Origin of the sequence: Pseudomonas sp. AFG_SD02_1510_Pfu_092 (genome assembly GCF_003331055.1) — a bacterium.
In the GTDB taxonomy this organism is placed as follows: domain Bacteria; phylum Pseudomonadota; class Gammaproteobacteria; order Pseudomonadales; family Pseudomonadaceae; genus Aquipseudomonas.
In genome coordinates, this window is sequence record NZ_PUQD01000047.1 from 17,899 (window position 1) to 44,541 (window position 26,643).

The 26,643-nt window shown below is 63.7% G+C and carries 21 protein-coding genes; 16 read left to right on the plus strand and 5 right to left on the minus strand.

Annotated features, from left to right (window positions below; genetic code table 11):
• The first annotated feature begins 50 nt into the window (after positions 1 to 50).
• Genes dgcB through C6A77_RS18455 form a run of 3 tightly spaced genes read left to right on the plus strand, consistent with a single transcriptional unit; the run spans position 51 to position 4,016 of the window.
• A complete protein-coding gene (gene dgcB / locus C6A77_RS18445) occupies positions 51 to 2,003 on the plus strand; it encodes a dimethylglycine demethylation protein DgcB (RefSeq protein WP_114170763.1) in 1,953 nt (650 codons plus the stop codon).
• On the plus strand, positions 2,003 to 3,235 hold the full coding sequence (locus tag C6A77_RS18450; protein WP_114170764.1) for an electron transfer flavoprotein subunit alpha/FixB family protein: 1,233 nt from the start codon (positions 2,003 to 2,005) through the stop codon (positions 3,233 to 3,235). The genes dgcB and C6A77_RS18450 overlap by 1 nt, the downstream gene beginning before the upstream one ends.
• 10 nt (positions 3,236 to 3,245) lie before the next feature.
• Entirely contained in the window at positions 3,246 to 4,016 is a 771-nt protein-coding gene (locus C6A77_RS18455; RefSeq protein ID WP_114170765.1) for an electron transfer flavoprotein subunit beta, read from the plus strand.
• Positions 4,017 to 4,708: 692 nt separating this feature from the next.
• Here the strand turns inward: C6A77_RS18455 and gbcA are convergent.
• A complete protein-coding gene (gene gbcA / locus C6A77_RS18460) occupies positions 4,709 to 6,001 on the minus strand; it encodes a glycine-betaine demethylase subunit GbcA (RefSeq protein WP_114170766.1) in 1,293 nt (430 codons plus the stop codon).
• 295 nt (positions 6,002 to 6,296) lie between these two features.
• Here gbcA and gbcB point away from each other — a divergent pair, with 295 nt between their 5' ends.
• Positions 6,297 to 7,397 (plus strand): glycine-betaine demethylase subunit GbcB, encoded by a 1,101-nt coding sequence (gbcB, locus tag C6A77_RS18470; RefSeq protein ID WP_085626183.1) that lies wholly within the window; start codon positions 6,297 to 6,299, stop codon positions 7,395 to 7,397.
• Between the two features lie 138 nt (positions 7,398 to 7,535).
• Here gbcB and C6A77_RS18475 read toward each other — a convergent pair whose 3' ends face one another.
• Complete coding sequence (locus C6A77_RS18475; RefSeq protein ID WP_114170768.1) at positions 7,536 to 9,161, minus strand: methyl-accepting chemotaxis protein; 1,626 nt, start codon at positions 9,159 to 9,161, stop codon at positions 7,536 to 7,538.
• Positions 9,162 to 9,439: 278 nt separating this feature from the next.
• Between C6A77_RS18475 and C6A77_RS18480 the strand changes: the two genes are divergently transcribed.
• The 3 genes from C6A77_RS18480 (at position 9,440) to mcpH (ending at position 12,086) form a co-directional block, all read left to right on the plus strand.
• Positions 9,440 to 9,670, plus strand: coding sequence for a hypothetical protein (locus C6A77_RS18480; protein WP_114170769.1), 231 nt, complete (start codon positions 9,440 to 9,442; stop codon positions 9,668 to 9,670).
• Positions 9,667 to 9,969, plus strand: coding sequence for a cell division protein ZapA (locus C6A77_RS18485; protein ID WP_114170770.1), 303 nt, complete (start codon positions 9,667 to 9,669; stop codon positions 9,967 to 9,969). Before C6A77_RS18480 ends, C6A77_RS18485 begins: the two co-directional genes overlap by 4 nt.
• 179 nt (positions 9,970 to 10,148) lie before the next feature.
• A complete protein-coding gene (mcpH, locus tag C6A77_RS18490; protein ID WP_114170771.1) occupies positions 10,149 to 12,086 on the plus strand; it encodes a methyl-accepting chemotaxis protein McpH in 1,938 nt (645 codons plus the stop codon).
• 90 nt (positions 12,087 to 12,176) lie between these two features.
• Here the strand turns inward: mcpH and C6A77_RS18495 are convergent, their stop codons facing one another.
• Positions 12,177 to 13,217, minus strand: coding sequence for a low specificity L-threonine aldolase (locus tag C6A77_RS18495; protein ID WP_114170772.1), 1,041 nt, complete (start codon positions 13,215 to 13,217; stop codon positions 12,177 to 12,179).
• 327 nt (positions 13,218 to 13,544) lie between these two features.
• On the opposite strand from C6A77_RS18495, the gene C6A77_RS18500 reads away from it, so the two are divergent.
• From C6A77_RS18500 to C6A77_RS18535, 8 genes are all read left to right on the plus strand, one after another.
• The gene (locus tag C6A77_RS18500) at positions 13,545 to 14,798 is read left to right on the plus strand and encodes a serine hydroxymethyltransferase (RefSeq protein WP_085626188.1); all 1,254 of its coding nucleotides are present in this window, start codon (positions 13,545 to 13,547) and stop codon (positions 14,796 to 14,798) included.
• Positions 14,799 to 14,813: 15 nt separating this feature from the next.
• Positions 14,814 to 16,064, plus strand: a complete 1,251-nt coding sequence (locus C6A77_RS18505; protein WP_003255680.1) for a sarcosine oxidase subunit beta family protein — start codon at positions 14,814 to 14,816, stop codon at positions 16,062 to 16,064.
• A 14-nt stretch (positions 16,065 to 16,078) separates the two neighbouring features.
• A complete protein-coding gene (locus C6A77_RS18510) occupies positions 16,079 to 16,414 on the plus strand; it encodes a sarcosine oxidase subunit delta (RefSeq protein ID WP_039613194.1) in 336 nt (111 codons plus the stop codon).
• Complete coding sequence (locus C6A77_RS18515; RefSeq protein WP_114170773.1) at positions 16,411 to 19,428, plus strand: sarcosine oxidase subunit alpha; 3,018 nt, start codon at positions 16,411 to 16,413, stop codon at positions 19,426 to 19,428. Before C6A77_RS18510 ends, C6A77_RS18515 begins: the two co-directional genes overlap by 4 nt.
• 171 nt (positions 19,429 to 19,599) lie before the next feature.
• Entirely contained in the window at positions 19,600 to 20,232 is a 633-nt protein-coding gene (gene soxG, locus C6A77_RS18520; protein ID WP_114170774.1) for a sarcosine oxidase subunit gamma family protein, read from the plus strand.
• Positions 20,233 to 20,244: 12 nt separating this feature from the next.
• Positions 20,245 to 21,102 carry a formyltetrahydrofolate deformylase gene (purU, locus tag C6A77_RS18525; protein WP_110639194.1) on the plus strand — a complete coding sequence of 286 codons (858 nt, stop codon included), beginning with the start codon at positions 20,245 to 20,247 and terminating at the stop codon, positions 21,100 to 21,102.
• Between the two features lie 304 nt (positions 21,103 to 21,406).
• On the plus strand, positions 21,407 to 22,606 hold the full coding sequence (gene fdhA, locus C6A77_RS18530) for a formaldehyde dehydrogenase, glutathione-independent (RefSeq protein ID WP_009683378.1): 1,200 nt from the start codon (positions 21,407 to 21,409) through the stop codon (positions 22,604 to 22,606).
• A gap of 151 nt (positions 22,607 to 22,757) precedes the next feature.
• Complete coding sequence (locus C6A77_RS18535) at positions 22,758 to 23,333, plus strand: DUF2780 domain-containing protein (protein WP_114170775.1); 576 nt, start codon at positions 22,758 to 22,760, stop codon at positions 23,331 to 23,333.
• A 24-nt stretch (positions 23,334 to 23,357) separates the two neighbouring features.
• Here the strand turns inward: C6A77_RS18535 and C6A77_RS18540 are convergent, their stop codons facing one another.
• Both C6A77_RS18540 and C6A77_RS18545 read right to left on the minus strand, forming a co-directional pair.
• A complete protein-coding gene (locus tag C6A77_RS18540; protein WP_114170776.1) occupies positions 23,358 to 24,707 on the minus strand; it encodes an APC family permease in 1,350 nt (449 codons plus the stop codon).
• Between the two features lie 227 nt (positions 24,708 to 24,934).
• A complete protein-coding gene (locus C6A77_RS18545; RefSeq protein WP_114170777.1) occupies positions 24,935 to 25,828 on the minus strand; it encodes an acyltransferase in 894 nt (297 codons plus the stop codon).
• A gap of 182 nt (positions 25,829 to 26,010) precedes the next feature.
• On the opposite strand from C6A77_RS18545, the gene C6A77_RS18550 reads away from it, so the two are divergent.
• The gene (locus tag C6A77_RS18550; protein WP_114170778.1) at positions 26,011 to 26,511 is read left to right on the plus strand and encodes an ATP-dependent zinc protease; all 501 of its coding nucleotides are present in this window, start codon (positions 26,011 to 26,013) and stop codon (positions 26,509 to 26,511) included.
• Positions 26,512 to 26,643 lie beyond the last annotated feature (132 nt).

Consider the following 26,643-nt stretch of genomic DNA (forward strand, 5'->3'; position numbering starts at 1 on the left):
GCGCCGCCCTTGAGAGTGGTGCAAGAATCCAGCTGTTGTGGGAGCCTCCCATGTTGAACACCCTTCTACCCATCCTGCTGTTCGCTGCCCTTGGCCTGGCAGTGCTCGGCGCCCTGCGCCGGGTGCGCATGTGGCGGCGTGGCCGGCCATCCAGGGTCAACCTGATCGGCGGCCTGCTGGCCATGCCGCGCCGTTACCTGGTCGACCTGCACCACGTGGTCGAGCGCGACAAGTACATGTCCAAGACCCACGTGGCTACCGCGGGCGGCTTCGTGCTGTCGGCCGCCCTGGCGATCCTGGTGCACGGCTTCGGCCTGCAGAGCAAGATCCTCGGCTATGCACTGCTGGTGGCCACGGTGATCATGTTCACCGGTGCCCTGTTTGTCTTCAAACGCCGCCTCAACCCGCCTGCGCGCCTGTCCAAGGGCCCGTGGATGCGCCTGCCGAAGAGCCTGCTGGCGTTCGCCGTGAGCTTCTTCATCGCCACCTTGCCGGTCGCCGGCATCCTCCCGGCCAACACCGGCGGCTGGGTGATGGTCGGCATTCTCGGCCTGGGCGTGCTGTGGGGCGTGTCGGAGCTGTTCTTCGGCATGACCTGGGGCGGCCCGATGAAACACGCCTTCGCCGGTGCCCTGCACCTGGCCTGGCACCGCCGCGCCGAACGCTTCGGCGGCGGCCGCTCCACCGGCCTCAAGCCGCTGGACCTGGAAGACCCGAATGCCCCGCTGGGCGTGGAAAAGCCGGTGGACTTCACCTGGAACCAGCTGCTGGGCTTCGACGCCTGCGTGCAGTGCGGTAAATGTGAAGCCATGTGCCCGGCGTTTGCCGCAGGCCAGCCGCTGAACCCGAAAAAGCTCATTCAGGACATGGTCATCGGCCTGGCCGGTGGCACCGACGCGCAGTTCGCCGGCAGCCCGTACCCGGGCAAGCCGATCGGCGAGCACGGCGGGCATCCGCACCAGCCGATCGTCAATGGCCTGGTCGACGCCGAAACGCTGTGGTCGTGCACCACCTGCCGTGCCTGCGTCGAGGAATGCCCGATGATGATCGAGCACGTCGATGCCATCGTCGACATGCGCCGCCACCTCACGCTGGAAAAGGGCGCTACCCCGAACAAGGGCGCCGAGGTGCTGGACAACCTGATCGCCACCGACAACCCTGGCGGCTTCGCCCCCGGCGGGCGCATGAACTGGGCGGCCGACCTCAACCTGCAGCTGCTCTCGGAGGTGAAATCCACCGAGGTGCTGTTCTGGGTTGGTGACGGTGCCTTCGACATGCGCAACCAGCGCACCCTGCGCTCGTTCGTCAAGGTGCTCAAGGCCTCGGGTGTGGACTTTGCCGTGCTTGGCCTGGAAGAGCGCGACAGTGGCGATGTGGCCCGTCGCCTGGGTGACGAAGCGACCTTCCAGCAACTGGCCAAACGCAATATCCAGACCCTGGCCAAATACCAGTTCCAGCGCATCGTCACCTGCGACCCGCACAGCTTCCATGTGCTGAAGAACGAGTACGGCGCGCTGGGCGGCGACTACCAGGTGCAGCACCACAGCACCTACATCGCCGAACTGATCGCGGCGAAGAAACTCAACCTGGGCCAGCACAAAGGTGGCAGTGTCACCTACCACGACCCGTGCTACCTGGGCCGTTACAACGGCGAATACGAAGCCCCGCGTGAAGTGCTCAAGGCGCTGGGTATCGAAGTGCGCGAAATGGAGCGCTCCGGCTTCCGCTCGCGCTGCTGCGGCGGTGGCGGCGGCGCGCCGATTACCGATATCCCGGGCAAGCAGCGTATCCCCGACATGCGCATGGACGACATTCGCCAGACCGAGGCCGAGCTGGTGGCCGTGGGTTGCCCACAGTGCACCGCGATGCTCGAAGGCGTGGTCGAACCGCGCCCACAGATCAAGGACCTGGCCGAGCTGGTTGCCGATGTGCTGATCGAAGCGGATGCACCGGCCACGGCAAAGCCGCAAACGGCCAAACGTGAACCTGCGGAGGTGCACTGATGAGCGACATTATCCGCCGCGACCCACGCGCCGAGTGGATCGCCCGTAACCGTCTGCACCCGCTGCACGCAGCGATGCAGACCCAGCAAACCAGCTGGATGGGGCCCAACGGCATCATCCGCAAGAACCCCCATGCGATTGCCGCAGGCTTCATTGGCCCGGCCGGGCTCAAGCGCATCGACCGCAGCGGCGCCCAGCAGGGCACCGCGGTGGGCGGGCGGCGCACGGCGGCGGCCGAGGTCAAGCTGCCGCTGCATCAGGTGCCGGCGCCGGCGTTCTACATTGCCGTGGTGCCGGACATGGTCGGCGGCCGCCTGAGCAGCCATGATCGCGACCTGCTTGGCCTGGCTCACAGCCTGGCTGGCAGCGACGGTGCGGTACTGGCGGTGGTGTTTGGCGAGCACAAGGAAAGCAACTTTTCCACAGCCGGGGTCGACCGCCTGTTGGTCATCGAGGGCGAAGCCTTCGAAGGTTATGCACCGGAGCAACTGGTACAGGGCCTGCGGGCTGTGGATAACCAGTTCAGCCCACGCCACTGGCTGCTGCCCGACAGCCGCACCGGTGGTGGCGAGCTGGGCCGGCGCCTGGGCGCGGCGCTGGGCGAGCGCCCGGCAACGCGGGTATGGCAGGTCAAGGACGGCCAGTGTATCGGCCGCGCCGGTGCCGGCCAGCAAGACCTGCAGCGCGCCGTGCCACGCCTGATCCTGGCGGCGGCGGAGTGCGCCGAGCCAGTCAGCGAAACCCGTCACGAAGCGCTGCCGGTGGAGTTGTCCACAGGCGTGGCGCGCAGCCTGTCGCGTATCGAAGACCTCGGCTCGGTGGCCGTGGACCCGGCCACCATTGCCATGGCCGAGGCCGAGTTCATCGTCTCCGGCGGTAACGGCGTCAAGGACTGGGACCTGTACCACCAGGCTACCGCCGCCCTCGGCGCCACCGAAGGCGCCTCGCGGGTGGCGGTGGACGACGGCTTCATGCCGCGCAACCGCCAGGTGGGTGCCACCGGCACCTGGGTTACCGCACGGGTCTACGTGGCTGTGGGTATCTCGGGCGCGATTCAGCACCTGCAGGGCATCGGCGCCTGCGACAAGGTGGTGGCGATCAACATGGACCCGGGCTGCGACATGATCAAACGGGCCGACCTGTCGGTGATTGGTGACAGTTCGGCGATTCTCAAGGCACTGATCGAGGCGGTGGACAACTACCGCAGCGGCGGCCAGCGCGACGCGGCATAAGGGCACGAGCATGAGTACGAAAGTGATCAGCCTGGTATCCATCGGGGCCCACCCCAGCTCCGGCCGGACCCGCCGCGCCGAGCAGGATGCGCGCGCCGTGGAGCTGGGCTTGCAGCTGGCTGGGGATAACTTGCAGGTGGTGCACGCCGGCGACCCTCGCGAAGAAGCACTGCGCGCCTACCTGGGCATGGGCCTGGACCACCTGGATGTGCTGGAGCAGCCGGCCGGTGCCGATGTGCTCGGCGTGCTGGGTGATTACCTGCGCGACGCCGGGGCACAGCTGGTGCTGACCGGCAGCCAGGCCGAGACGGGCGAAGGCTCGGGCATGCTGCCGTTTTTGCTGGCAGAGAAGCTGGGTTGGCCGCTGATTGTCGGGTTGGCCGAGGTGGAGTCGATCGAGAATGGCACCGCCCAGGTATTGCAGGCGTTGCCGCGCGGTCAGCGGCGCCGGCTGAAGGTGCGCCTGCCGTTGCTGGCGACTGTGGATAACGCTGCACCCAAGCCGCGCCAGAGTGCTTTCGGGCCGGCGCGCCGGGGTGTGCTGGCTGCGCGCAACGTGGCGATTGTCGAAGACGAACTGCTGGCCGAAGCCGAACTGCAACCGGCTCGCCCACGGCCCAAGCGCCTGAAGGTGATCAAGGCCAAGAGCGGTGCCGACCGCATGAAGGCCGCGACTGCCAAGGCCAGTGGCGGCGGTGGCAAGGTGTTGAAAGATGTTTCTCCGCAGGAAGGCGCCGAAGCGATCCTCAAGCTGCTGGTGGAAGAGGGCGTGCTGCGCTGAAGCCAGAGGGTTGAAGGTCTCTGTTGTGGGAGCGGCCTTGTGTCGCGAAAGGGCCGCGTAGCGGCCCTAGCCATTTCTGCAATGATGCAAAAACCTGGGGCTGCTGCGCAGCCCTTTCGCGACACAAGGCCGCTCCCACATTTCATACACCAAATCTGTTCGCCAAGGTGTGGATAAAGTGTTGGCGCATGGCTACAGGCCTCATGCCACGGGACTTCCATCGTTTCGATCAAAAAATGACCAGGCTTCTTTCGGCCTTCGAACGCGTGCGCCCTGGCATATTTCCTGATTTTGCCCACAATCGCTGTTAGCCGGTCTGTGGATAATCTGTTCGGTATCAGCTGCGAGCCGCGCATCCGTTGGCTTTGAGAAACTTGTTCAAAAAGTGATCAAGGTCGCCTTTATATCACTCAAACCTTGATAATCAGCAGCTTGCTACGCTTATCCACAACCCCGCTGCCAAGTGCTTGCGCGCTTGTTCACAATCTCTGTTGGTCTCTCTGTGGATAAGGTGTACGAACACCGCTACACCCTAGCGATCATGCCGGGTTGACCGGTTTGATCAAATAATGATCAGTCGTTGGCTGGTGCCAGTATTAAGCAGGGAGGGATGACGCGCGGGCGGGGAGCGAAAAAGACAACCCCCGTCACCGAACAGTTTTCAGTGACGGGGGTTCAGTGGGGGATAGAGCTTACTGCGCCTGAATTTCCTTCAGGTAAGAAGCAGGCTCCGCCCCCAGGTTGTTCAGCAGGCGCTGGCTGTACCAGTCGATGAAATTGACCACACCAAACTCGTAAGTCTTCGAGTAAGGCCCAGGCTGGTACGCAGTGGAGTTGATCCCGCGCTGGTTCTCTTCGGCCAGGCGACGGTCCTGGTCGTTGGTGGCGTCCCACACCTTGCGCATGTTTTCCGGGTTGTAATCCACGCCTTCCACAGCGTCCTTGTGCACCAGCCACTTGGTGGTGACCATGGTTTCCTGGGCGCTGATCGGCCACACGGTGAACACGATCATGTGGTCGCCCATGCAGTGGTTCCACGAGTGCGGCAGGTGCAGGATGCGCATCGAGCCCAGGTCCGGGTTCTGGATGCGGCCCATCAGCTTCTTGCAGGCCTGCTTGCCGTCCATGGTCATCGACACGGTGCCCTTGAGCAGCGGCATGCGCACGATACGGTTACGCAGGCCATGGCTCTTGTGCAGGTACGGGATCTTCTCGGCTTCCCAGGCGGCGGCGGAGGCGGCCACGTGGTCCTTGAATTCCTGGCTGGCGCGCGGGTCGTTGGTGTCGTCCCACTCCAGCAGGGTTTGCAGCAGCTCCGGGTGCGAACCGTTGCAGTGGTAGCACTCGCGGTTGTTTTCCAGCACCAGCTTCCAGTTGGCCTTTTCCATCAAGGTGGTTTGCACCGCCACCTTGGTGTTCTCCATGTCGTACGGTTCCATGTAGTGGTCCAGGGTGGCCAGGAACTCGTCGATGGCTGGCGGGTTTTCCGCCAGGCTGATGAAGATGTAGCCACCGGCGACCTTCACGTTCACCGGCTTCAGGCCATACTGGTTCATGTCGAAATCGGCGCCCATTTCGGTGCCGGCGAACAGCAGGCGGCCGTCCAGCTCGTAGGTCCACTGGTGGTACGGGCAGACCAGCTTGGCCACCTTGCCCTTGTCGCTGACGCACAGGCGCGAGCCGCGGTGGCGGCAGACGTTGTGGAAGGCGTGCACTTTACCTTCGGCGCCACGCACCACGATGATCGGGTTCTTGCCGATCTGCAGGGTGATGTAGTTGCCCTTGGCCGGGATCTCGCAGGTCATGCCGGCGATCAGCCACTCCTTGTGGAAGATCTCCTGCAGGTCGATCTGGAACAGACGCTCGTCGGTGTAGAAAGGCTGGGGCAGCGAATAGGTGCGTTCGCGGGTCTGCAGCATCTCGGCGGTGGCCTTGCGTGCAGGTTCCAGTGGATCGCCCAGGCTCAGGGTTGCGGTGACGTCCATCGTGTATTCCTCGGGGCCGTGTGCGGCCGGCAAAAGGTGGCTAATCATTGTTGTGGTGCCGCAAGGCTGCTTATCAAGAAACAGCTGGTTGTTTTGCCGTGGAGTGTGCGTCCGAAGGCGTCGTGAACCGTATCCATGGGCGACATGGCCGAATTGAATTACGACTCCGCAGCCCTTGTGGTGCGCGGCTGGTCGCGATAAGCACGCCGATGTCGCTGGCAGGAATGTACGTCGCTCTCGGCTTGCGCATTATCCAAGCCATAAAAAGGCCAATAGTCGGCTGCTGGAGATGAACATGTCCGATACCTTCCTCAATCCGGTCACTACCCAGACCTGGGCCAACGGCCGCCACATCGTGCGCTGCGTCAAGGTCATCCAGGAGACCTGGGATGTGCGCACGTTCTGCTTCATGGCCGATCAGCCGATCATGTTCTTCTTCAAGCCAGGGCAGTTCGTCACCCTGGAGCTGGAGATCGAAGGCAAGCCGGTGATGCGTTCCTACACCATTTCCAGTTCACCGTCGGTGCCGTACAGCTTCTCGATCACGGTCAAGCGTGTGCCGGGCGGCCTGGTCTCCAACTTCCTGCACGACACCATGCACGAAGGCGCCGAGCTGCCGGTGCACGGCCCGGTGGGCCTGTTCAACGCCATCGATTTCCCGGCGCAGAAGGTGCTGTACCTTTCCGGCGGTGTCGGTATCACGCCGGTGATGTCGATGGCCCGCTGGTTCTACGACACCAATGGCAATGTCGACATGGTCTTCGTGCACAGCGCCCGTTCGCCGAAGGACATCATCTACCACCGTGAGCTGGAACAGATGGCCTCGCGGATCCCCAACTTCAGCCTGCACATCATTTGCGAGAAGCATGGCCTGGGCGAGCCTTGGGCGGGTTATCGCGGCTACCTCAATCAGCGCCTGATGGAACTGATCGCGCCGGACTACATGGAGCGCACGGTGTTCTGCTGCGGCCCGACGCCCTACATGAGCGCGGTCAAACGCATGCTCGAAGCGGTCGGCTTCGACATGAAGAACTACCACGAGGAATCGTTCGGTGCGACGCCGCCGGAAGCCAAGGCCGATGCGGTCGAGCATGCGGAGCAGGCTGCCGACGCGCCGGAACTGGATGCCGCCGACCTCAACCTGGTGGAATTCATCGGCAGCGAGAAGAGCATCCGCATCGCCCCGGGCGAGACCGTGCATGCGGCAGCGGCCAAGGTTGGCCTGATGATCCCGAAAGCCTGCGGCATGGGCATTTGCGGGACCTGCAAGGTACTCAAGCTGGGCGGCGAAGTGGAGATGGAGCACAACGGCGGCATTACCGAAGAGGACGAAGCCGAGGGCTACATCCTGTCGTGCTGCAGCGTGCCGAAAGGGGATGTGCGGATCGATTACTGATCCGCAATTGCAGGGGGCTGCTTTGCAGCCCATCGCCGGCAAGCGCGGCTCCCACAGGTACTGCACAATTCAGGGCTTTGCGCGGTCGGTGTGGGAGCTGGCTTGCCGGTGATGGGCCGCAAAGCGGCTCCAGCTATCTCAGGTGCGGAAACGCGCCACCAACCCATTCAGATCCACAGCCAAGCGCGACAACTCCGCACTCGCCGCACTGGTCTGATGCGCCCCGGTTGCACTCTGCACCGACAGGTCATTGATGTTCACCAGGTTGCGGTCCACTTCCCGCGCCACCTGCGCCTGCTCTTCCGCCGCGCTGGCAATTACCAGGTTACGCTCGTTGATCTGCGCCACAGCCCCGGCAATGGTATCCAGCGCCATGCCCGCGCCCTTGGCGATGTTCAGCGTCGATTCGGCGCGTTCGGTGCTGGTGCGCATCGATGCCACCGCCTCTTCGGTACCGCCCTGGATGCTGCCGATCATGCGCTCGATCTCGCTGGTCGACTGCTGGGTGCGATGGGCCAGTGCCCGCACTTCATCGGCCACCACGGCAAAACCACGGCCCGCTTCACCCGCACGCGCCGCCTCGATCGCAGCGTTCAGCGCCAGCAGGTTGGTCTGGTCTGCCAGGCCGCGGATCACATCGAGCACCTTGCCGATGTCACGCGACTGTTCGGCCAGGTGGCTTACCAGGCCGGCGGTGGCCTGCACGTCATCGCTCATGCGTTCGATGGCGCCCACGGTTTCCATGACCAGGTCGCGGCCGTCGCCAGCCGAGCGGCTGGCCTCGCTGGAGGCTTCCGACGTGCTCACGGCATTGCGTGCCACTTCTTCCACGGCACTGGTCATCTCGGTAACCGCGGTGGCGGCCTGTTCGATTTCGTTGTTCTGCTGCTGCAAGCCACGGGCGCTTTCGTCGGTGACGGCGTTCAGTTCCTCGGCGGCCGAAGCCAGTTGCGTCGCCGAGCCGGCGATCAGTTGCAGGGTGTCGCGCAGCTTGTCCTGCATGCGTGCCATGGCGCGCAGCAGGCGTGCGGCTTCGTCGGTACCCTCGGCATGGATGGCGTGGGTCAGGTCACCGTCGGCGATCTGTTCGGCGCATTTGAGCGCCTCGTCGATCGGCCTGACGATGCTGCGGGTCAGCAGGAACGCGCAGAGCAGCGTCAGCACGGTGGCCGCGACCAGCAGGCTGATGACCAAGGTGAAGGCGCTGCTGTACTGGCCGGCGGCTTTCTCGTTGGTAGCACGGGTCTGGTCGGTGTTGATGCGCACCAGGGTTTCCATGACCTTGTTGATCTGCTCGGAGTTGGCCAGCAGGTCGCGGTTGAGCAGGTTGCCCAGTTCGTCGAGGCGGCCGGCCTGGCTCAGGCTGCGCATGCGCGCCTCCAGTTCGCGGTACTGGCTCAGCAGCTGCACGTATTGGTCGTACGCGGCCTGTTCGTCGGCAGCGCTGATCAGCGGCAGGTAGGCCTGGCGGGCACGGTCGATTTCCTGGTTGCGTTGATCGAGCAGGCTCAAGGTCTGCTGCTGGGTTTCCGGCTCGCGGTTCACCAGCAGGCGGTAGGAGAGGCTGCGCAGGCGCAGGTTCAGCGCGTTGAGCTCGTCGAGGGTCTTGATGCTGGGCACGCTGATCTGTTCGATAACCAGCCCGGCCTGGCGGATGCTGCCCATCTGCACCAGCGAGAAGATACCGAGGCCGAGCATCAGCAGGCCGATGAGCGCGAAGCCGAGTAGCGCGCGGGGGGCGATGTTCATATTACGTAAAGACATGGTGGTGGCAGATCCGCTCAAGTGAAAAGAGACGCGTCCGGTGCGACAAGATGTGACTCGTCTGGCTATCGGTCGTGACCGATCGGTCTTGAATGCCAGCGGCAAAAATTGTGAGGCAGCTATCCATTTCCTGACCGGCGGTTGACTCAGGTCGGAACAAGGTGCCGGTTACCCTGTCAATCTGCGGGTTCGACACCTTCTGAATCCGATATTTAATGGCGATGGACGGCACTTTTCTTTATCGTGTGCGCCCCTCGCAACAACCTGAGATAGACCCCATGCTGGAAGCCTCCCTTAATCAAATCGAGCAACTGGTCAGCGACCTGATGCACAAGAACGCTCAACTTACCGAGCAGAACAGCGCCCTCGGCCAGGAACTGGCCCAGGCCAAGGAAGAGAACGAAACCCTGCAGCTGTCGCTGATGGAGCAGGAAGAAAAGAACGGCAACACCGCCGCCCGCCTGCAAGCCCTGCTTGAGCGAGCCAATGCTGGCGTCGTTGGCGCATGACACTGCACGCGCAGCCGATCAATGTCGTGTCGATCCTCGGCAACGACTACTCGATCAAGGCGCCTGAAGGCCAGGAAGCGACCCTGGCCCAGGCGGTGCAGATGCTCAACACCGCCCTGGCCCAGACCAAGCGTACGTACCCGACCCTGATCGGCGACAAGCTGCTGGTGCTGGCCGCGCTGAACCTGTGCTCGCGGCAGATCGAGCTGCAGGACGAGCATCGTAAGACGCTGGAGCGTACCCAGGCGCAGATCGACGCCACCGTGGACGCCATTGTGCGGACCATCGCCGAACAATAAGGCCATGCACCGGCCCCTGTGGGAGCGGGTTTACCCGCGAATACGTCAGTGGCTTTACCCTCGTATTCGCGGGTGAACCCGCTCCCACAGCGACGGAGGATTGCTTCAGAGTAGTGGATTAACTGGATACGCAAGTGTATACACGTTCCGCAAAACAATAATTATGCGGGGAGTAGGGTATGCGTATCTGGCGCAAGAGCATCCAGTGGCAGTTGATCAGCAGCATGGGCGCGGCCTTGCTGGCGAGCATTCTGGTAGTCGTCATCATCTTCAGCGTGGCGCTCAACCGCCTTACCGAGCGCTACCTGGTCGACACCGCCCTGCCCGCCAGCATTGAAGCCATCCGCAACGATATCGAACGCATGCTCGGCCAGCCCCTGGTAGCAGCGGCGGACATTGCCGGCAACACCCTGCTGCGCGACTGGCTCGCCGCTGGCGAAGATCCCGCCCAGGCCGCAGCCTTCATCGAATACCTGACCGCCGCCAAGCAGCGCAACCAGGCGTTCACCACCCTGTTCGTCTCGACCGAAACCGGCCACTACTACAACGAGAACGGCCTGGACCGCACCCTCAGCCGCAGCAACCCCAAGGACAAATGGTTCTACGGCTACATCGACAGCGGCGCCGAGCGGTTCATCAACATCGACATCGATGGCGCCACCGGCGAACTGGCGCTGTTCATCGACTACCGCATTGAAAAGCACGGTCAGCTGGTTGGCGTCGCCGGCATGGGCCTGCGCATGACCGAATTGTCGAAACTGATTCATGACTTCAGCTTCGGCGAGCACGGCAAGGTATTTCTGGTGCGCAACGATGGCTTGATCCAGGTGCACCCGGACAACGCCTTCAGCGGTAAACGCCAGCTTGCCGAGCAGCTTGGCGCCGATGCCGCCAAAGCCGTGATGGACGGCGGTGAGGGCTTGCGCAGCAGCCGCTTCAGCCGCGATGGCGAAAGCTACCTGGCGTTGGGCCTGCCGCTGCGCGACCTCAACTGGACCTTGGTGGCCGAAGTGCCGGAAGAAGAAATCTACGCGCAGATGCATCAGGCGGTATGGCTGACCAGCCTTGTCGGCGCTGCCGTGGCCTTGGTGTCGCTGCTACTGGTGGTGGTGCTGGCGCGTGGCCTGGTGCGGCCGATCGGTCGCGTCACGGCGGCGTTGGTGCAGATTGGCAGTGGTGCGGGTGACCTCAGCCACCGCCTGGACGATTCGCGCCAGGACGAACTGGGCGACCTGGCGCGCGGCTTCAACCGTTTCCTCGATAGCCAGCGCCGGCTGATCGGCGAGGTGCTGCACACGTCCGAGCGGCTGCACCAGGCCGTCGAACAGGTGACCCAGGTGGTGGACAATACCGCCGAACGTTCCGGGCGCCAGCAGGAAATGACCGAAATGGTTGCCACCGCGGTGCACGAGATGGGCCTGACCGTGCAGGACATCGCCCGCAATGCCGGCGACGCCGCCCAGGCCTCGCAGTCGGCACGCGATGAAGCGTTGCAGGCGCGCGAGGTGGTACAGCGGTCGATTCGGGGTATCGAGGGCATGTCCGGCGATATCGGCAAGGCGGCCGATGCGGTCAGCCAGTTGGCCGATGAAGTCGCCTCGATCGATGAAGTTCTTGCGGTTATCCGCAGTATTTCCGAACAGACCAACCTGCTGGCGCTGAATGCCGCCATCGAGGCCGCGCGGGCAGGGGAAATGGGGCGTGGGTTTGCCGTGGTGGCAGACGAAGTGCGTACCCTGGCCCGACGCACGCAGCTGTCTACCGATGAAGTGCAGCAGATGATCCAGCGCCTGAAGCAAGGGGCGGGTTCGGCGGTGAGTTCGATGCAGGCGGGGCGGCAGGCGACCGGCAGTGGCGTGGAGTCGAGCCAGCGGACCGGGGCGTCGTTGGGCGCGATTACCGACCAGGTCGAGCACATCAGCGACATGAACCACCAGGTGGCTACGGCGACCGAAGAGCAGTCGGCGGTGACCGAGGAGATCAACCGGACCGTGCAGGGGATATCGGACCTGGCGCGGGAGACGGCGGCCGAGGTGCAAGGGTGTCGCGAGGAGTGCCGGGCGTTGCGTGGCTTGGCGGATGACCTGGCGCGGCAGATGGGTGGGTTCAGGCTTTAGATCAGTGTTGGCTTCTTCGCGGGCTTGCCCGCTCCCACAGGTTGATCACGCGATCCCTGTGGGAGCGGGCGTGCCCGCGAATGCGGCCTGTCAGGCGGTGATGATGCTACGGATATCCGCCGCCAGTTCACGCACCCGCTCTTCCTCGGTATCCCACGAACACATGAACCGCGCCCCACCACTGCCAATAAAGGTATAGAACCGCCACCCCTTGGCCCGCAGCGCTTCGATCGCGGCCTCAGGCATCTGCAGGAACACCCCGTTGGCCTCCACCGGGAACATCAGCTCCACCCCCGGCAAGTCACTGACCAACGCGGCCAGCAACTGCGCGCAGTGGTTGGCATGCCTGCCATGGCGCAACCAGGCGCCATCTTCCAGCAGCCCGACCCACGGCGCCGACAGAAAACGCATCTTCGACGCCAGTTGCCCGGCCTGCTTGCAGCGGTAGTCGAAGTCTTCGGCCAGCTGGCGGTTGAAGAACAGGATTGCCTCGCCGACCGCCATGCCGTTCTTGGTGCCACCGAAGCACAGCACATCGACACCGGCCTTCCAGGTCAGCTCGGCCGGGCTGCAACCGAGGAAGGCGCAGGCATTGGTAAAGCGTGCGCCGTCCATGTGCAGGTTCAGGCCCAGCTCCTTGCAGGTGGCGCTGATCGCCTTGAGTTCATCGGGGCGGTAGACGGTGCCGACCTCGGTGGCCTGGGTCAGGGTCACCACCCGTGGCTTGGGGTAGTGGATGTCCTGGCGCTTGAGCGCCACTTCGCGGATCGACTGCGGCGTCAGCTTGCCGTTGACGCTGGGCGCGGTCAGCAGTTTGGAGCCGTTGGAAAAGAACTCCGGCGCACCGCATTCGTCGGTTTCGACGTGGGCGGTCTCGGAGCAGATCACGCTGTGGTAGCTCTGGCACAGCGACGCCAGGGCCAGCGAGTTGGCGGCGGTGCCGTTGAAAGCGAAGAACACCTCGCAGTCGGTTTCGAACAGGTTGCGGAAGTATTCGGCGGCACGCTCGGTCCATTGATCGTCGCCGTAAGCGCGGTCGTGACCGTGGTTGGCCTTTTCCATCGCCGCCCACGCTTCGGGGCAGATACCGGAATAATTGTCGCTGGCGAATTGTTGGCTCTTGTCTGTCATGACACTGTCCTGTGAACGACGCAGAACAGCACTCTAAACCATCGATTCAGCAGTTGCCTATACAAGCGAGCATGTGCTGATGGCTGTGTTGTCTGTGCCGGCCCTTTCGCGGGTAAATCCGCTCCCACAATGGACCTGCGCACGCCTAACAATGTGGGAGCGGGCTCACCCGCGAAAGGGCCGGCACAGTCAACACAAAAGCCAATGTCGTAAACGCGCCATTGCAAGGCGTGCGCAGGCATCTGACCCGCCCCGCCCAGTCATAACATCGCCACAAAGGGCCACAGTGCCCAACGACAAGAAACGATCGCTGCCGGGAGATACACGATGTTCAGCAAGCAAGACCAGATCCAGGGTTACGATGATGCACTGCTGGCGGCGATGAATGCCGAAGAACAGCGCCAGGAAGACCACATCGAGCTGATCGCCTCGGAAAACTACACCTCCAAGCGCGTGATGCAGGCCCAAGGCAGCGGCCTGACCAACAAGTACGCCGAAGGCTACCCGGGCAAGCGCTACTACGGTGGCTGCGAGCACGTGGACAAAGTCGAGGCGCTGGCCATCGAGCGCGCCAAGCAGCTGTTCGGCGCCGACTATGCCAACGTTCAGCCGCACTCCGGCTCGTCGGCCAACGGCGCGGTCTACCTGGCCCTGCTGCAGGCCGGCGATACCATCCTCGGCATGAGCCTGGCCCACGGCGGCCACCTGACCCACGGCGCCAAGGTGTCGTCCTCGGGCAAGCTGTACAACGCGGTGCAATACGGTATCGACACCAACACCGGCCTGATCGACTACGACGAAGTCGAGCGCCTGGCGGTCGAGCACAAACCGAAAATGATCGTTGCCGGTTTCTCGGCCTACTCCAAGACCCTCGACTTCCCACGCTTCCGCGCCATCGCCGACAAGGTCGGTGCGCTGCTGTTCGTCGACATGGCCCACGTTGCCGGCCTGGTTGCCGCTGGCCTGTACCCGAACCCGATCCCGTTCGCCGATGTGGTCACCACCACCACCCACAAGACCCTGCGCGGTCCACGTGGCGGCCTGATCCTGGCCAAGGCCAACGAAGAGATCGAGAAGAAGCTCAACGCGGCCGTGTTCCCCGGTGCCCAGGGCGGCCCGCTGATGCACGTGATCGCCGCCAAGGCGGTGTGCTTCAAGGAAGCGCTGGAGCCTGGCTTCAAGGCCTATCAGCAGCAAGTGATCGAAAACGCCCAGGCCATGGCCCAGGTGTTCATCGACCGCGGCTACGACGTGGTTTCCGGTGGCACCGACAACCACCTGTTCCTGGTCAGCCTGATTCGCCAGGGCCTGACCGGCAAAGATGCCGACGCTGCCCTGGGTCGCGCGCACATCACCGTCAACAAGAACGCCGTGCCGAACGACCCGCAGTCGCCGTTCGTCACTTCGGGCCTGCGCATCGGCACCCCGGCGGTCACCACCCGCGGCTTCAAGGTCGCGCAATGTGTGGCCCTGGCCGGCTGGATCTGCGACATCCTCGACAACCTCGGTGACGCTGACGTCGAAGCCGATGTGGCGAAGAACGTCGCAGCCCTGTGCGCAGATTTCCCTGTTTACCGCTGAGTGGAGTCACACACCATGCAACGTTACTCGGGCTTCGGCCTTTTCAAGCACTCCCTCAGCCACCACGAGAACTGGCAGCGCATGTGGCGCACGCCAACCCCTAAAAAGGTCTACGACGTGGTTATCGTCGGCGGTGGCGGCCATGGCCTGGCCACGGCCTACTACCTGGCCAAAGAGCACGGCATCACCAACGTCGCGGTGATCGAGAAGGGCTACCTGGGCGGCGGCAACACCGCCCGTAACACCACCATCGTGCGTTCCAACTACCTGTGGGACGAGTCGGCGCACCTGTACGAGCACGCCATGAAGCTGTGGGAGGGCCTGTCCCAGGACCTCAACTACAACGTGATGTTCTCCCAGCGCGGCGTCTACAACCTGTGCCACACCCTGCAGGACATGCGTGACTCCGAGCGCCGGGTCAGCGCCAACCGCCTCAACGGCGTGGATGGCGAGCTGCTGAACACCGCCCAGGTCGCGGCCGAGATCCCGTACCTGGACTGCTCGAAGAACACCCGCTACCCGATCCTCGGTGCCACCGTGCAGCGCCGTGGCGGCGTGGCCCGTCACGACGCCGTGGCCTGGGGCTTCGCCCGTGCCGCCGACGCCCTCGGTGTGGACCTGATCCAGCAGACCGAAGTGATCGGCTTCCGCAAGGAAAACGGCGCGGTCATCGGTGTCGAAACCAACAAAGGCTTCATCGGCGCCAAGCGCGTCGGCGTGGTCACCGCCGGTAACTCCGGGCACATGGCCAAGCTGGCCGGCTTCCGACTGCCGCTGGAATCGCACCCGCTGCAAGCGCTGGTATCCGAACCGATCAAGCCGATCATCGACAGCGTGATCATGTCCAACGCCGTACACGGCTACATCAGCCAGTCCGACAAGGGCGACCTGGTGATCGGTGCCGGTATCGACGGCTGGGTCGGCTACGGCCAGCGCGGTTCGTACCCGGTGATCGAGCACACCCTGCAGGCCATCGTCGAGATGTTCCCCAACCTCTCGCGCGTGCGCATGAACCGCCAGTGGGGCGGCATCGTCGATACCTCGCCGGACGCCTGCCCGATCATCACCAAGACCCCGGTCAAGAACATGTTCTTCAACTGCGGTTGGGGTACTGGCGGCTTCAAGGCGACCCCGGGTTCGGGCAACGTCTTCGCCGCGAGCCTGGCCAAGGGCGAAATGCACCCACTGGCCGCGCCGTTCTCCATGGACCGTTTCTACAATGGCGCACTGATCGACGAACACGGCGCCGCCGCCGTCGCCCACTAACCGGAGACACCGTCATGTTGCATATTTTCTGTCCCCACTGCGGCGAGCTGCGCTCCGAAGAAGAGTTCCACGCCTCTGGCCAGGCGCACATCGCCCGCCCGCTGGACCCCAACGCCTGCTCCGACGAGGAGTGGGGTACCTACATGTTCTACCGTGACAACCCACGCGGTATTCACCACGAACTGTGGGACCACGTTGCCGGCTGCCGCCAGTACTTCAACGTCACTCGCGACACCGTGACCTACGAAATTCTGGAAACCTACAAGATTGGCGAGAAGCCGCAAGTGACCGCCAGCGGCAAGCAGAGCAGCGCCGCGTCGACCGTCAAAGGCCAAGGGGAAAAAGTATGAGCCAGACCTATCGCCTCGCCAGCGGCGGCCGTATCGACCGCAGCAAGGTCCTGAACTTCAGCTTCAACGGCAAGACCTACCAGGGTTATGCCGGTGACAGCCTGGCCGCCGCGTTGCTGGCCAACGGCGTCGACATCGTTGGCCGTAGCTTCAAGTACTCGCGCCCACGCGGCATCATCGCTGCCGGTACCGAAGAGCCGAACGCCATCCTGCAGATCGGCTCCAGCGAAGCCACCCAGATCCCCAACGTGCGTGCCACCCAGCAGGCGCTGTACGCCGGGCTTGTCGCCACCAGCACCAACGGCTGGCCGAACGTCAACAACGACGTCATGGGCATCCTGGGCAAGGTGGGCGGCAGCATGATGCCGCCGGGCTTCTACTACAAAACCTTCATGTACCCGAAATCGTTCTGGATGACTTACGAGAAGTACATCCGTAAAGCGGCAGGCCTTGGCCGTGCGCCGCTGCAGAACGATCCGGACAGCTACGACTACATGAACCAGCACTGCGATGTGCTGATCGTCGGTGCCGGCCCTGCTGGCCTGGCCGCCGCGCTGGCCGCTGCCCGCAGCGGTGCCCGGGTGATCCTGGCTGACGAGCAGGAAGAGTTCGGCGGCAGCCTGCTCGACACCCGCGAAACCCTCGATGGCAAGCCTGCCACCGACTGGGTCAACGCCGTGGTCAAAGAGCTGGAAAGCCTGCCGGAAGTGACCCTGCTGCCACGCGCCACGGTCAACGGCTACCACGACCATAACTTCCTGACCATTCACGAGCGCCTCACCGACCACCTCGGCGACCGCGCCCCGATCGGCCAGGTTCGCCACCGCGTGCACCGCGTGCGCGCCAAGCGTGTGGTGCTGGCTGCCGGTGCCCACGAGCGCCCGCTGGTGTATGGCAACAACGATGTGCCGGGCAACATGCTGGCCGGTGCGGTTTCTACCTACGTGCGCCGCTACGGCGTCGCCCCGGGGCGCAAGCTGGTGCTGTCGACCAACAACGACCACGCCTACCGCGCCGCGCTGGACTGGCACGACGCCGGCCTGCAAGTGGTCGCCATCGCCGACGCCCGCCACAACCCACGTGGCTCGCTGGTTGAAGAAGCGCGTGCGAAAGGCATCCGCATCCTCACCTCCAGCGCCGTGATCGAGGCCAAGGGCAGCAAGCACGTTACCGGCGCCCGTGTGGCCGCCATCGACGTACAGGCACACAAGGTCACCAGCCCGGGCGAAACCCTCGACTGCGACCTGATTGCCACTTCCGGTGGCTACAGCCCGGTCGTGCACCTGGCTTCGCACCTCGGTGGCCGCCCGGTATGGCGTGAAGACATCCTTGGCTTCGTGCCGGGCGACGCCCCGCAGAAACGCGAGTGCGTCGGCGGCATCAACGGCGTGTACGCCCTCGGCGACGTGATTGCCGACGGCTTCGAAGGCGGCGTTCGCGCGGCTACCGAAGCGGGCTTCAAAGCCACCGTTGGCAGCCTGCCGAAAACCGTGGCGCGCAAGGAAGACGCCACTGTGGCGCTGTTCCAGGTGCCGCACGACAAAGGCACTGCCCGCGCACCCAAGCAGTTCGTCGACCAGCAGAACGACGTCACCGCCGCGGCCATCGAACTGGCCACCCGCGAAGGCTTCGAGTCGGTCGAGCACGTAAAACGCTACACCGCGCTGGGCTTCGGTACCGACCAGGGCAAGCTGGGCAACATCAACGGCCTGGCCATCGCCGCCCGTTCGATGGGTATCACCATCCCGGAAATGGGCACCACCATGTTCCGCCCCAACTACACGCCGGTGACCTTCGGCGCGGTAGCGGGCCGTCACTGTGGCCACCTGTTCGAGCCGGTACGCTTCACCGCCCTGCATGCCTGGCACGTGAAGAACGGCGCCGAGTTCGAGGACGTCGGCCAGTGGAAGCGCCCATGGTACTTCCCGAAAGCCGGTGAAGACATCCACGCCGCCGTGGCCCGTGAATGCAAGGCCGTGCGCGACAGCGTGGGCCTGCTGGACGCTTCCACCCTGGGCAAGATCGACATCCAGGGCCCGGATGCGCGCGAGTTCCTCAACCGCATCTACACCAACGCCTGGACCAAGCTCGACGTGGGCAAGGCCCGCTACGGCCTGATGTGCAAGGAAGACGGCATGGTCTTCGACGACGGCGTGACCGCCTGCGTCGGCGACAACCACTTCATCATGACCACCACCACGGGCGGCGCTGCGCGGGTACTGCAGTGGATGGAGCTGTACCACCAGACCGAATGGCCAGAGTTGAAGGTGTACTTCACCTCGGTGACCGACCACTGGGCGACCATGACCCTGTCTGGCCCGAACAGCCGCAAGCTGCTGAGCGAGCTGACCGACATCGACATGGACAAGGAAGCCTTCCCGTTCATGACTTGGAAGGAAGGCAACGTCGGCGGCGTACCGGCCCGTGTGTTCCGTATCTCGTTCACCGGCGAGCTGTCGTACGAAGTCAACGTGCAGGCCAACTACGCCATGGGCGTGCTCGAGCAGATCATCGAGGCCGGCAAGAAGTACAACCTGACCCCGTATGGCACCGAGACCATGCACGTACTGCGTGCCGAGAAGGGCTTCATCATCGTCGGCCAGGACACCGACGGCTCGATGAACCCCGATGACCTGAACATGAGCTGGTGCGTAGGCCGCAACAAGCCGTTCTCGTGGATCGGCCTGCGTGGCATGAACCGCGAAGACTGCGTGCGCGAGAACCGCAAGCAGCTGGTAGGCCTGAAGCCGATCGACCCGACCAAATGGCTGCCGGAAGGCGCCCAGCTGGTGTTCGATCCGAAGCAGCCGATCCCGATGGACATGGTTGGCCACGTCACCTCCAGCTACGCCTCCAACTCCCTGGGCTATTCGTTCGCCATGGGTGTGGTCAAGGGCGGCCTGAAGCGCATGGGCGAGCGTGTCTACTCGCCGCAGGCGGATGGCAGCGTGATCGAGGCGGAGATCGTGTCTTCGGTGTTCTTCGATCCGAAGGGTGAGCGGCAGAACGTCTAAGGCCCCCGGCACCAACCGGTGTCGGGCGTGGAATGAGGTCGCTGTGGGAGCGGGCGTGCCCGCGAAGAGGGCGGTGAATTCAACATCGCATTCGCGGGCATGCCCGCTCCCACAGGATGGCCGTCTCCCGCAGGCATCGTGGTCGAATCCAGAATTCAAGGCAGGTAAGAAATGAGCGCTATCAACGTCTTCCAGCAAAACCCCGGCGCCGAGGCCAAGGCCCAGTCGCCACTGCACCACGCCGACCTGGCCAGCCTGGTTGGCAAAGGCCGCAAGAACGCAGGCGTGACCCTGCGTGAACGCAAGTTCCTCGGTCACCTGACCATCCGTGGCGACGGCCACGACCCGGAATTCGCCGCCGGCGTGCACAAGGCCCTGGGCCTGGAGCTGCCCGTGGCCCTGACCGTGGTCGCCAACAAGGAAATGTCGCTGCAATGGATGGGGCCTGACGAGTGGCTGCTGATCGTCCCGGGCGGCCAGGAAGTTGCGGTCGAGCTGAAGCTGCGTGCTGCCCTCGAAGGCCAGCATATCCAGGTGGTCAATGTCAGCGGCGGGCAAAGCCTGCTGGAACTGCGCGGCCCGAACGTGCGCGAAGTGCTGATGAAGTCCACCAGCTATGATGTACACCCGAACAACTTCCCGGTGGGCAAGGCTGTCGGCACGGTGTTCGCCAAGTCGCAGCTGGTGATCCGCCGCACCGCCGAAGACACCTGGGAACTGGTGATTCGCCGCAGCTTCGCCGACTACTGGTGGCTGTGGCTGCAGGACGCTTCGGCCGAGTACGGCCTGAGCATCGAGGCCTAAGGAGAGCAGAACATGAGTCGGGCACCGGATACCTGGATTCTCACCGCCGATTGCCCGAGCATGCTCGGCACCGTCGATGTGGTGACGCGTTATCTCTACGAGCAGCGTTGCTACGTGACGGAGCACCACTCCTTCGATGACCGGCTGTCGGGGCGTTTCTTCATTCGCGTGGAGTTCCGCCAGCCGGACGATTTCGACGAGGCCGGCTTCCGTGCCGGCCTGGCCGAGCGCAGCGACGCGTTCGGCATGGCCTTCGAGCTGACCGCACCGAATCATCGCCCCAAGGTGGTGATCATGGTGTCCAAGGCCGACCACTGCCTGAACGACCTGCTGTATCGCCAGCGCATCGGCCAGCTGGCCATGGACGTGGTGGCGGTGGTGTCCAACCACCCGGACCTCGAACCCCTGGCGCACTGGCACAAGATTCCCTACTACCACTTTGCCCTCGACCCGAAGGACAAGCCAGCGCAAGAGCGCAAGGTGGTCCAGGTGATCGAAGAAACCGGGGCCGAGCTGGTGGTGCTTGCCCGTTACATGCAGGTGCTGTCGCCTGAGCTGTGCCGGCGCCTGGATGGCTGGGCGATCAACATTCATCACTCGCTGTTGCCGGGGTTCAAAGGCGCCAAGCCTTACCACCAGGCGTACAACAAGGGCGTGAAGATGGTCGGTGCCACCGCGCACTACATCAACAACGACCTCGACGAAGGGCCGATCATCGCCCAGGGCGTCGAAGTGGTGGACCACAGCCATTACCCGGAAGACCTGATTGCCAAAGGGCGCGACATCGAGTGCCTGACCCTGGCGCGGGCGGTGGGGTATCACATCGAGCGGCGGGTGTTCCTCAACGCCAACCGGACGGTCGTTCTCTAATAACCTGTACCGGCCTCTTCGCGGCTAAAGCCGCTCCCACAGGGTTTGTGCAGTCTTGAAGACTGGCTCAGTACCTGTGGGAGCGGCTTTAGCCGCGAAGAGGCCAGCACAGGCCGCCACCTTTGTTTGCCCCATATCTTCCAACGACAACCCTGCCGCTAAAAGGCATCTCCCTGTCGTTCCCAGTCAGTGCATCTCGCCGTATCAGGCCCACAATTCCCTGCATTCCAGTAACACCTGCCGCCCATGGATGGCGGCGCGTTCAACCACCGCTGCATAAATAAAAATCAAGCGAGGTAAGAGCATGTCTGGCAATCGTGGAGTGGTATATCTCGGCGCCGGCAAGGTCGAGGTGCAGAAGATCGACTACCCGAAAATGCAGGACCCACGCGGCAAGAAGATCGAGCACGGCGTGATCCTGAAGGTGGTCTCCACCAACATCTGCGGCTCCGACCAGCACATGGTCCGTGGCCGCACCACTGCCCAGGTCGGCCTGGTCCTGGGCCACGAAATTACCGGTGAAATCGTCGAGAAAGGCAGCGACGTCGAGCGCATGCAGATCGGCGACCTGGTCTCGGTACCCTTCAACGTTGCCTGCGGCCGCTGCCGCTCCTGCAAAGAGATGCACACCGGCGTCTGCCTCACCGTCAACCCGGCGCGCGCCGGCGGTGCCTACGGTTATGTCGACATGGGCGACTGGACCGGCGGCCAGGCCGAATACGTGCTGGTGCCGTACGCCGACTTCAACCTGCTGAAACTGCCCGAGCGCGACAAGGCCATGGAGAAGATCCGTGACCTGACCTGCCTGTCCGACATTCTGCCGACCGGCTACCACGGTGCCGTGACCGCTGGCGTAGGCCCAGGCAGCACCGTCTACGTTGCCGGTGCCGGCCCGGTCGGCCTGGCCGCCGCTGCCTCGGCGCGCCTGCTGGGCGCTGCCTGCGTGATCGTCGGTGACCTCAACCCGGCCCGCCTGGCTCACGCCAAGTCCCAGGGCTTCGAAGTGGTCGACCTGTCCAAGGACACCCCGCTGCACGAGCAGATCGTCGACATCCTCGGCGAGCCGGAAGTGGACTGCGCTGTCGATGCCGTAGGCTTCGAAGCCCGTGGCCACGGTCACGAAGGTGCCAAGCACGAAGCGCCAGCCACCGTGCTGAACTCGCTGATGCAGGTGACCCGCGTGGCCGGCAACATCGGTATCCCGGGCCTGTACGTGACCGAAGACCCGGGCGCGGTGGATGCCGCCGCCAAGATCGGCGCGCTGAGCATCCGCTTCGGCCTCGGTTGGGCCAAGTCGCACAGCTTCCACACCGGCCAGACCCCGACCATGAAGTACAACCGCCAGCTGATGCAGGCGATCATGTGGGACCGCATCAACATTGCCGAAGTGGTGGGCGTGCAGGTGATCAACCTGGATCAGGCGCCGGAAGGCTATGGCGAGTTCGATGCAGGTGTGCCGAAGAAGTTCGTGATCGACCCGCACAAGATGTGGGGCGCTGCCTGATCGCGTGATGTAACGAAGGGCCCCTCAATCTGAGGGGCTTTTTGATGGCTGCTCGTGCAAAACGGCTCGACAGCCGGGTCGGAACAAACGTGCAACCCGTCAGTCCAAACCCTCGTTTCCCAGGCCATCCCGGCCGACGAGGTCCCTCCCGATGAAAGCACTCACCCTGGCAACCCTGATGACGCTGGCCGCAAGCCCGGTGTTCGCCTTCAACCTCAGCGACGCCGCCAACGCCGTCTCCGCCATGCAGAACCAGCAGCAACAAGGTCAGGTGCAGGCGCCCGAAGGGCAGGCCAATCTCCTCAATACCTTGGGCAGCCAGTTGAACATCACCCCTGAACAGGCCGTGGGAGGGGCAGGGGCCATGCTCGGGCTGGCGCGCAATAACCTCAGCAGTGACGACTATGGCCAGCTGACCAAGGCTGTGCCGGGTCTGGACCTGCTGTCAGGCGCCAATCTCTTGGGCGGGCTCAGCGGGTTGGGTGAATTGCTGGGCAACGACAAGGGCAGCCAGTCGGCCCTGGACAAAGCGCTGGGCAACGATGTGCAGAACCGCAGCGATCTGGACAATGCGTTCAAGGCACTGGGGATGGATACCGGGATGATCGGCCAGTTTGCCCCGTTGATTCTGCAGTACCTGGGGCAACAGGGGATTGCGAGGTCGTTGTTGCAGAATCTGGGGAGTTTGTGGACTACACCAGCGCCTTTGACCCAACCTTCGGTCTGAGGGGTTGCAGGGCATGACGGCTGGTCAGGCAGCTTCCGTAAAGTCCACCAGCCGCACCGGGCGGCGGAAGCCGGCGGTCAGTACTGCCAGGTACGCCAGGCCCAGGGCAAACCAGCACAGGCCAATCACCAGGGTCAGCGCCGACAGGCTGGTCCATAGCCACAAGGTCAGCGCCAACCCCACCAGCGGCACCAGGCCATAGCACAGCAACCCTTTGAGGTTACGCTGCGCCCTGTCGCCCATCAGGTGAGTCTTCACCACCGCCAGGTTCACCGCCGAAAACGCCACCAGCGCACCAAAGCTGATCAGCGAGGCGAGGGTAGCCAGGTCGATCACCAACGCCAGCAGCGAAAACGCCGACACCAGCGCAATGGCAAACACCGGGGTGCCAAAACGCGGCGACAGGTAGCCGAAGCTGCGCCGTGGCAGCACGTTGTCGCGCCCCATGGTGAACAGGATGCGCGACACCGCCGCCTGCGAGGCCAGCGCCGAACCCAGGCTGCCGGCAACGAACGCGGCAGTGAAGAAGTTGGCCAGAAACTGCCCACCCGCCTTGAACATCACTTCGTTGGCCGCCGCATCGGCATTGGCGAAGCTGCTGCCCGGCAACACCAGTTGGCTGACGTAGGCCAGCACGGTGAACAACACGCCGGCGAACAGCGTGGTGAGGATGATCGCCCGGGGCACATCACGGCGGGCATCGCGGCATTCTTCAGCCAGGGTAGAGACCGCATCGAAGCCGAGGAACGACAGGCACAGCACCGCCGCACCCGCCATCAGGGCGCCGAAGCCGGGCTGCGAACCGTCACCGCGCAGCGGCGCCAGCAAGTCCAGTGGCTGGCCGGCCAGCGATTGGCACGACAACGCGACGAACACCACGATGAAGACGATCTGCGCGCCGACGATCAGGTTGCTGGTCTTCGCCACCGAGTGGATGCCGACCACGTTGAGCACGGTAACCAGGGCGATCGAGGCCAGTGCAATTGACCACGCCGGGATGGCCGGGAAGGCGATGTTGAGGAACAGGCCGATCAGCAGATAGTTGATCATCGGCAGGAACAGGTAATCCAGCAACAGCGACCAGCCGGCGAGAAAGCCGACGTTGGGGCCGAAGGCCATGTTGGTGTAGGAGTACGCGGAGCCCGCGACCGGGAAGCGCTTGACCATGAAGCTGTAGGACGCGGCGGTGAACAGCATGGCCACCAAGGTGACCATGTAGGCGCTGGCGGTGCGGCCGCCGGTGAGTTCGGTGACGATGCCGTAGGTGGTGAAGATGGTCAGCGGGACCATGTACACCAGGCCGAAGAACACTAGGGCGGGCAGGCCGAGAACACGGCGAAGCTGGGCGGGGGCGGAGCTGGGTGGGTTGGCCATCGTTCGATCCAGAGCGTTTTTGTAGTTGTGCTTTGGTCGATTTTTATCCACTTGGGTGGGAATGACAAAAAAGTAATCTTTATGCTGATTATTAGCCTGGGTTCTAATGTGATTAAGCGAATGCCTGTTCCGGCCTCTTCGCGGGTGAACCCGCTCCCACAGGATCACCAAAGCGCTTAGGGTAGCGGAGTCCCTGTGGGAGCGGGTTTACCCGCGAAGAGGCCCGGTCAGGCGATAGAGATCTCCGCCCGCAGCTGCTCGATCCGCAAGTCCTTGTCCACCCACAACTGGTTCACCCAGGCCTGCACGGTCTGGCGAAACTCAGGATCATTCTCGTAATCCCCGGCCCACAGCGCCGGGTCCAGCTCACGCACCTGAATGTCGATAATCACCCGGCTGATGCTGCCATTGAGCAAGGCCCAGAACCCCGGTGCCTGGTTGCCGGGGTAGACGATGGTCACATCCAGCAAGGCATCCAGCTGCTCACCCAGCGCCGCCAGCACGAACGCCACACCGCCGGCCTTGGGCTTGAGCAGGTAGCGATACGGCGACTGCTGTTCCTGGCGCTTGGCCTCGGTAAAGCGGGTGCCTTCCAGGTAGTTCACCACGGTCACCGGCTGGCGCTTGAACAATTCACAAGCCGCCTTGGTGATCTCCAGGTCCTTGCCCTTCAGCTCTGGGTGCTTTTCCAGAAAGGCCTTGCTGTAGCGCTTCATGAACGGGTAATCCAGCCCCCACCAGGCCAGGCCCAGCAGCGGCACCCAGATCAGCTCCTTCTTCAGGAAGAACTTGAAGAACGGCGTACGGCGGTTGAGGCTCTCTATCAGCGCCGGGATGTCGACCCAGGTCTGGTGGTTGCTGACCGCCAGGTACGAAGTGTCCTTGCGCAGGTTCTCAACGCCACGGATGTCCCACTTCGTCGGAATGCACAGGGCGAAAATGGCTTTGTCGATCTCCGACCAGGTTTCCGCCACCCACATCACCGCCCACGAGGCGTAGTCCCGCCCACGGCCCGGCAGCACCAGCTTGAGCAGGGCGAAGACCAGCAACGGGCAGATCAGCACCAGAGTGTTGAGCAGCAGCAGGGTGGTGGTGAGAATGCCGGTCAGCAGGCGACGCATAAATAGACTCTTGTTGTGGGAAATCAGCAGGGCGCCATGATAAGCAGCGCCGGGGTCTACGCCAAATATCCAATGCCCGACGGCGGGGACAAATGTTTCACAACATGTTGGTTAAGCTTGTGACAGCGAACCTATCCTGCAATTGCAGTCTAAGCACTGACACTTCTCAAGGAAGCCTGCCTGTGAAACCTCTGCTTGCCCTGTTGTCGTTGTTGGCGCTGCCGGTGATGGCGGCCGAACCCACGATCTATGGCCGTTACGAGAACATAGCCCTGCCCGAACTGGGCGAGACCCTGAAAGCCAAGATGGACACCGGTGCCTTTACCGCGTCGCTGTCGGCCAAGGATATCGAGCTGTTTACCCGCGATGGTGACGAGTGGGTACGCTTCCGCCTGGCGACCAAGGACTCGGACGGCAAGGTGTACGAGCACAAGGTCTCGCGCATCAGCAAGATCAAGGGCCGGGCCGATGAAGAGGACGAAGGCGACGCGCCCGAGATCTCCAAGCGCCCGGTGGTCGACCTGGAGCTGTGCCTGGGTGATGTGAAGCGCACCGTGGAGGTCAACCTGGTCGACCGCAGCAGCTTCAACTACCCACTGCTGGTGGGCTCCAAGGCGTTGCGCGAGTTCAAGGCAGCGGTCAACCCGGCGAAGAAATATACCGCTGGCAAGCCGGGCTGTTGATAGCAAGCCGCCTGTAGCGGGCACCCCCCGGGCCCCCCGGAAGGGGCCAACCCCGGGGGGGGCGGGGGGGCCCCGCAGGGGGCCAGAAGGGGGGCCGCGCGGGGGGGCCCCAAGGAAGCCCCGTTGCCCCCC

What these genes read in the sequence shown, in the direction of transcription:
- dgcB (WP_114170763.1), top strand. Translation starts at nt 51, where the DNA reads ATGTTGAACACCCTTCTACCCATCCTGCTGTTCGCTGCCCTTGGCCTG.
- C6A77_RS18450 (WP_114170764.1), top strand. Translation starts at nt 2,003, where the DNA reads ATGAGCGACATTATCCGCCGCGACCCACGCGCCGAGTGGATCGCCCGT.
- C6A77_RS18455 (WP_114170765.1), top strand. Translation starts at nt 3,246, where the DNA reads ATGAGTACGAAAGTGATCAGCCTGGTATCCATCGGGGCCCACCCCAGC.
- gbcA (WP_114170766.1), bottom strand. Translation starts at nt 6,001, where the DNA reads ATGGACGTCACCGCAACCCTGAGCCTGGGCGATCCACTGGAACCTGCA.
- gbcB (WP_085626183.1), top strand. Translation starts at nt 6,297, where the DNA reads ATGTCCGATACCTTCCTCAATCCGGTCACTACCCAGACCTGGGCCAAC.
- C6A77_RS18475 (WP_114170768.1), bottom strand. Translation starts at nt 9,161, where the DNA reads ATGTCTTTACGTAATATGAACATCGCCCCCCGCGCGCTACTCGGCTTC.
- C6A77_RS18480 (WP_114170769.1), top strand. Translation starts at nt 9,440, where the DNA reads ATGCTGGAAGCCTCCCTTAATCAAATCGAGCAACTGGTCAGCGACCTG.
- C6A77_RS18485 (WP_114170770.1), top strand. Translation starts at nt 9,667, where the DNA reads ATGACACTGCACGCGCAGCCGATCAATGTCGTGTCGATCCTCGGCAAC.
- mcpH (WP_114170771.1), top strand. Translation starts at nt 10,149, where the DNA reads ATGCGTATCTGGCGCAAGAGCATCCAGTGGCAGTTGATCAGCAGCATG.
- C6A77_RS18495 (WP_114170772.1), bottom strand. Translation starts at nt 13,217, where the DNA reads ATGACAGACAAGAGCCAACAATTCGCCAGCGACAATTATTCCGGTATC.
- C6A77_RS18500 (WP_085626188.1), top strand. Translation starts at nt 13,545, where the DNA reads ATGTTCAGCAAGCAAGACCAGATCCAGGGTTACGATGATGCACTGCTG.
- C6A77_RS18505 (WP_003255680.1), top strand. Translation starts at nt 14,814, where the DNA reads ATGCAACGTTACTCGGGCTTCGGCCTTTTCAAGCACTCCCTCAGCCAC.
- C6A77_RS18510 (WP_039613194.1), top strand. Translation starts at nt 16,079, where the DNA reads ATGTTGCATATTTTCTGTCCCCACTGCGGCGAGCTGCGCTCCGAAGAA.
- C6A77_RS18515 (WP_114170773.1), top strand. Translation starts at nt 16,411, where the DNA reads ATGAGCCAGACCTATCGCCTCGCCAGCGGCGGCCGTATCGACCGCAGC.
- soxG (WP_114170774.1), top strand. Translation starts at nt 19,600, where the DNA reads ATGAGCGCTATCAACGTCTTCCAGCAAAACCCCGGCGCCGAGGCCAAG.
- purU (WP_110639194.1), top strand. Translation starts at nt 20,245, where the DNA reads ATGAGTCGGGCACCGGATACCTGGATTCTCACCGCCGATTGCCCGAGC.
- fdhA (WP_009683378.1), top strand. Translation starts at nt 21,407, where the DNA reads ATGTCTGGCAATCGTGGAGTGGTATATCTCGGCGCCGGCAAGGTCGAG.
- C6A77_RS18535 (WP_114170775.1), top strand. Translation starts at nt 22,758, where the DNA reads ATGAAAGCACTCACCCTGGCAACCCTGATGACGCTGGCCGCAAGCCCG.
- C6A77_RS18540 (WP_114170776.1), bottom strand. Translation starts at nt 24,707, where the DNA reads ATGGCCAACCCACCCAGCTCCGCCCCCGCCCAGCTTCGCCGTGTTCTC.
- C6A77_RS18545 (WP_114170777.1), bottom strand. Translation starts at nt 25,828, where the DNA reads ATGCGTCGCCTGCTGACCGGCATTCTCACCACCACCCTGCTGCTGCTC.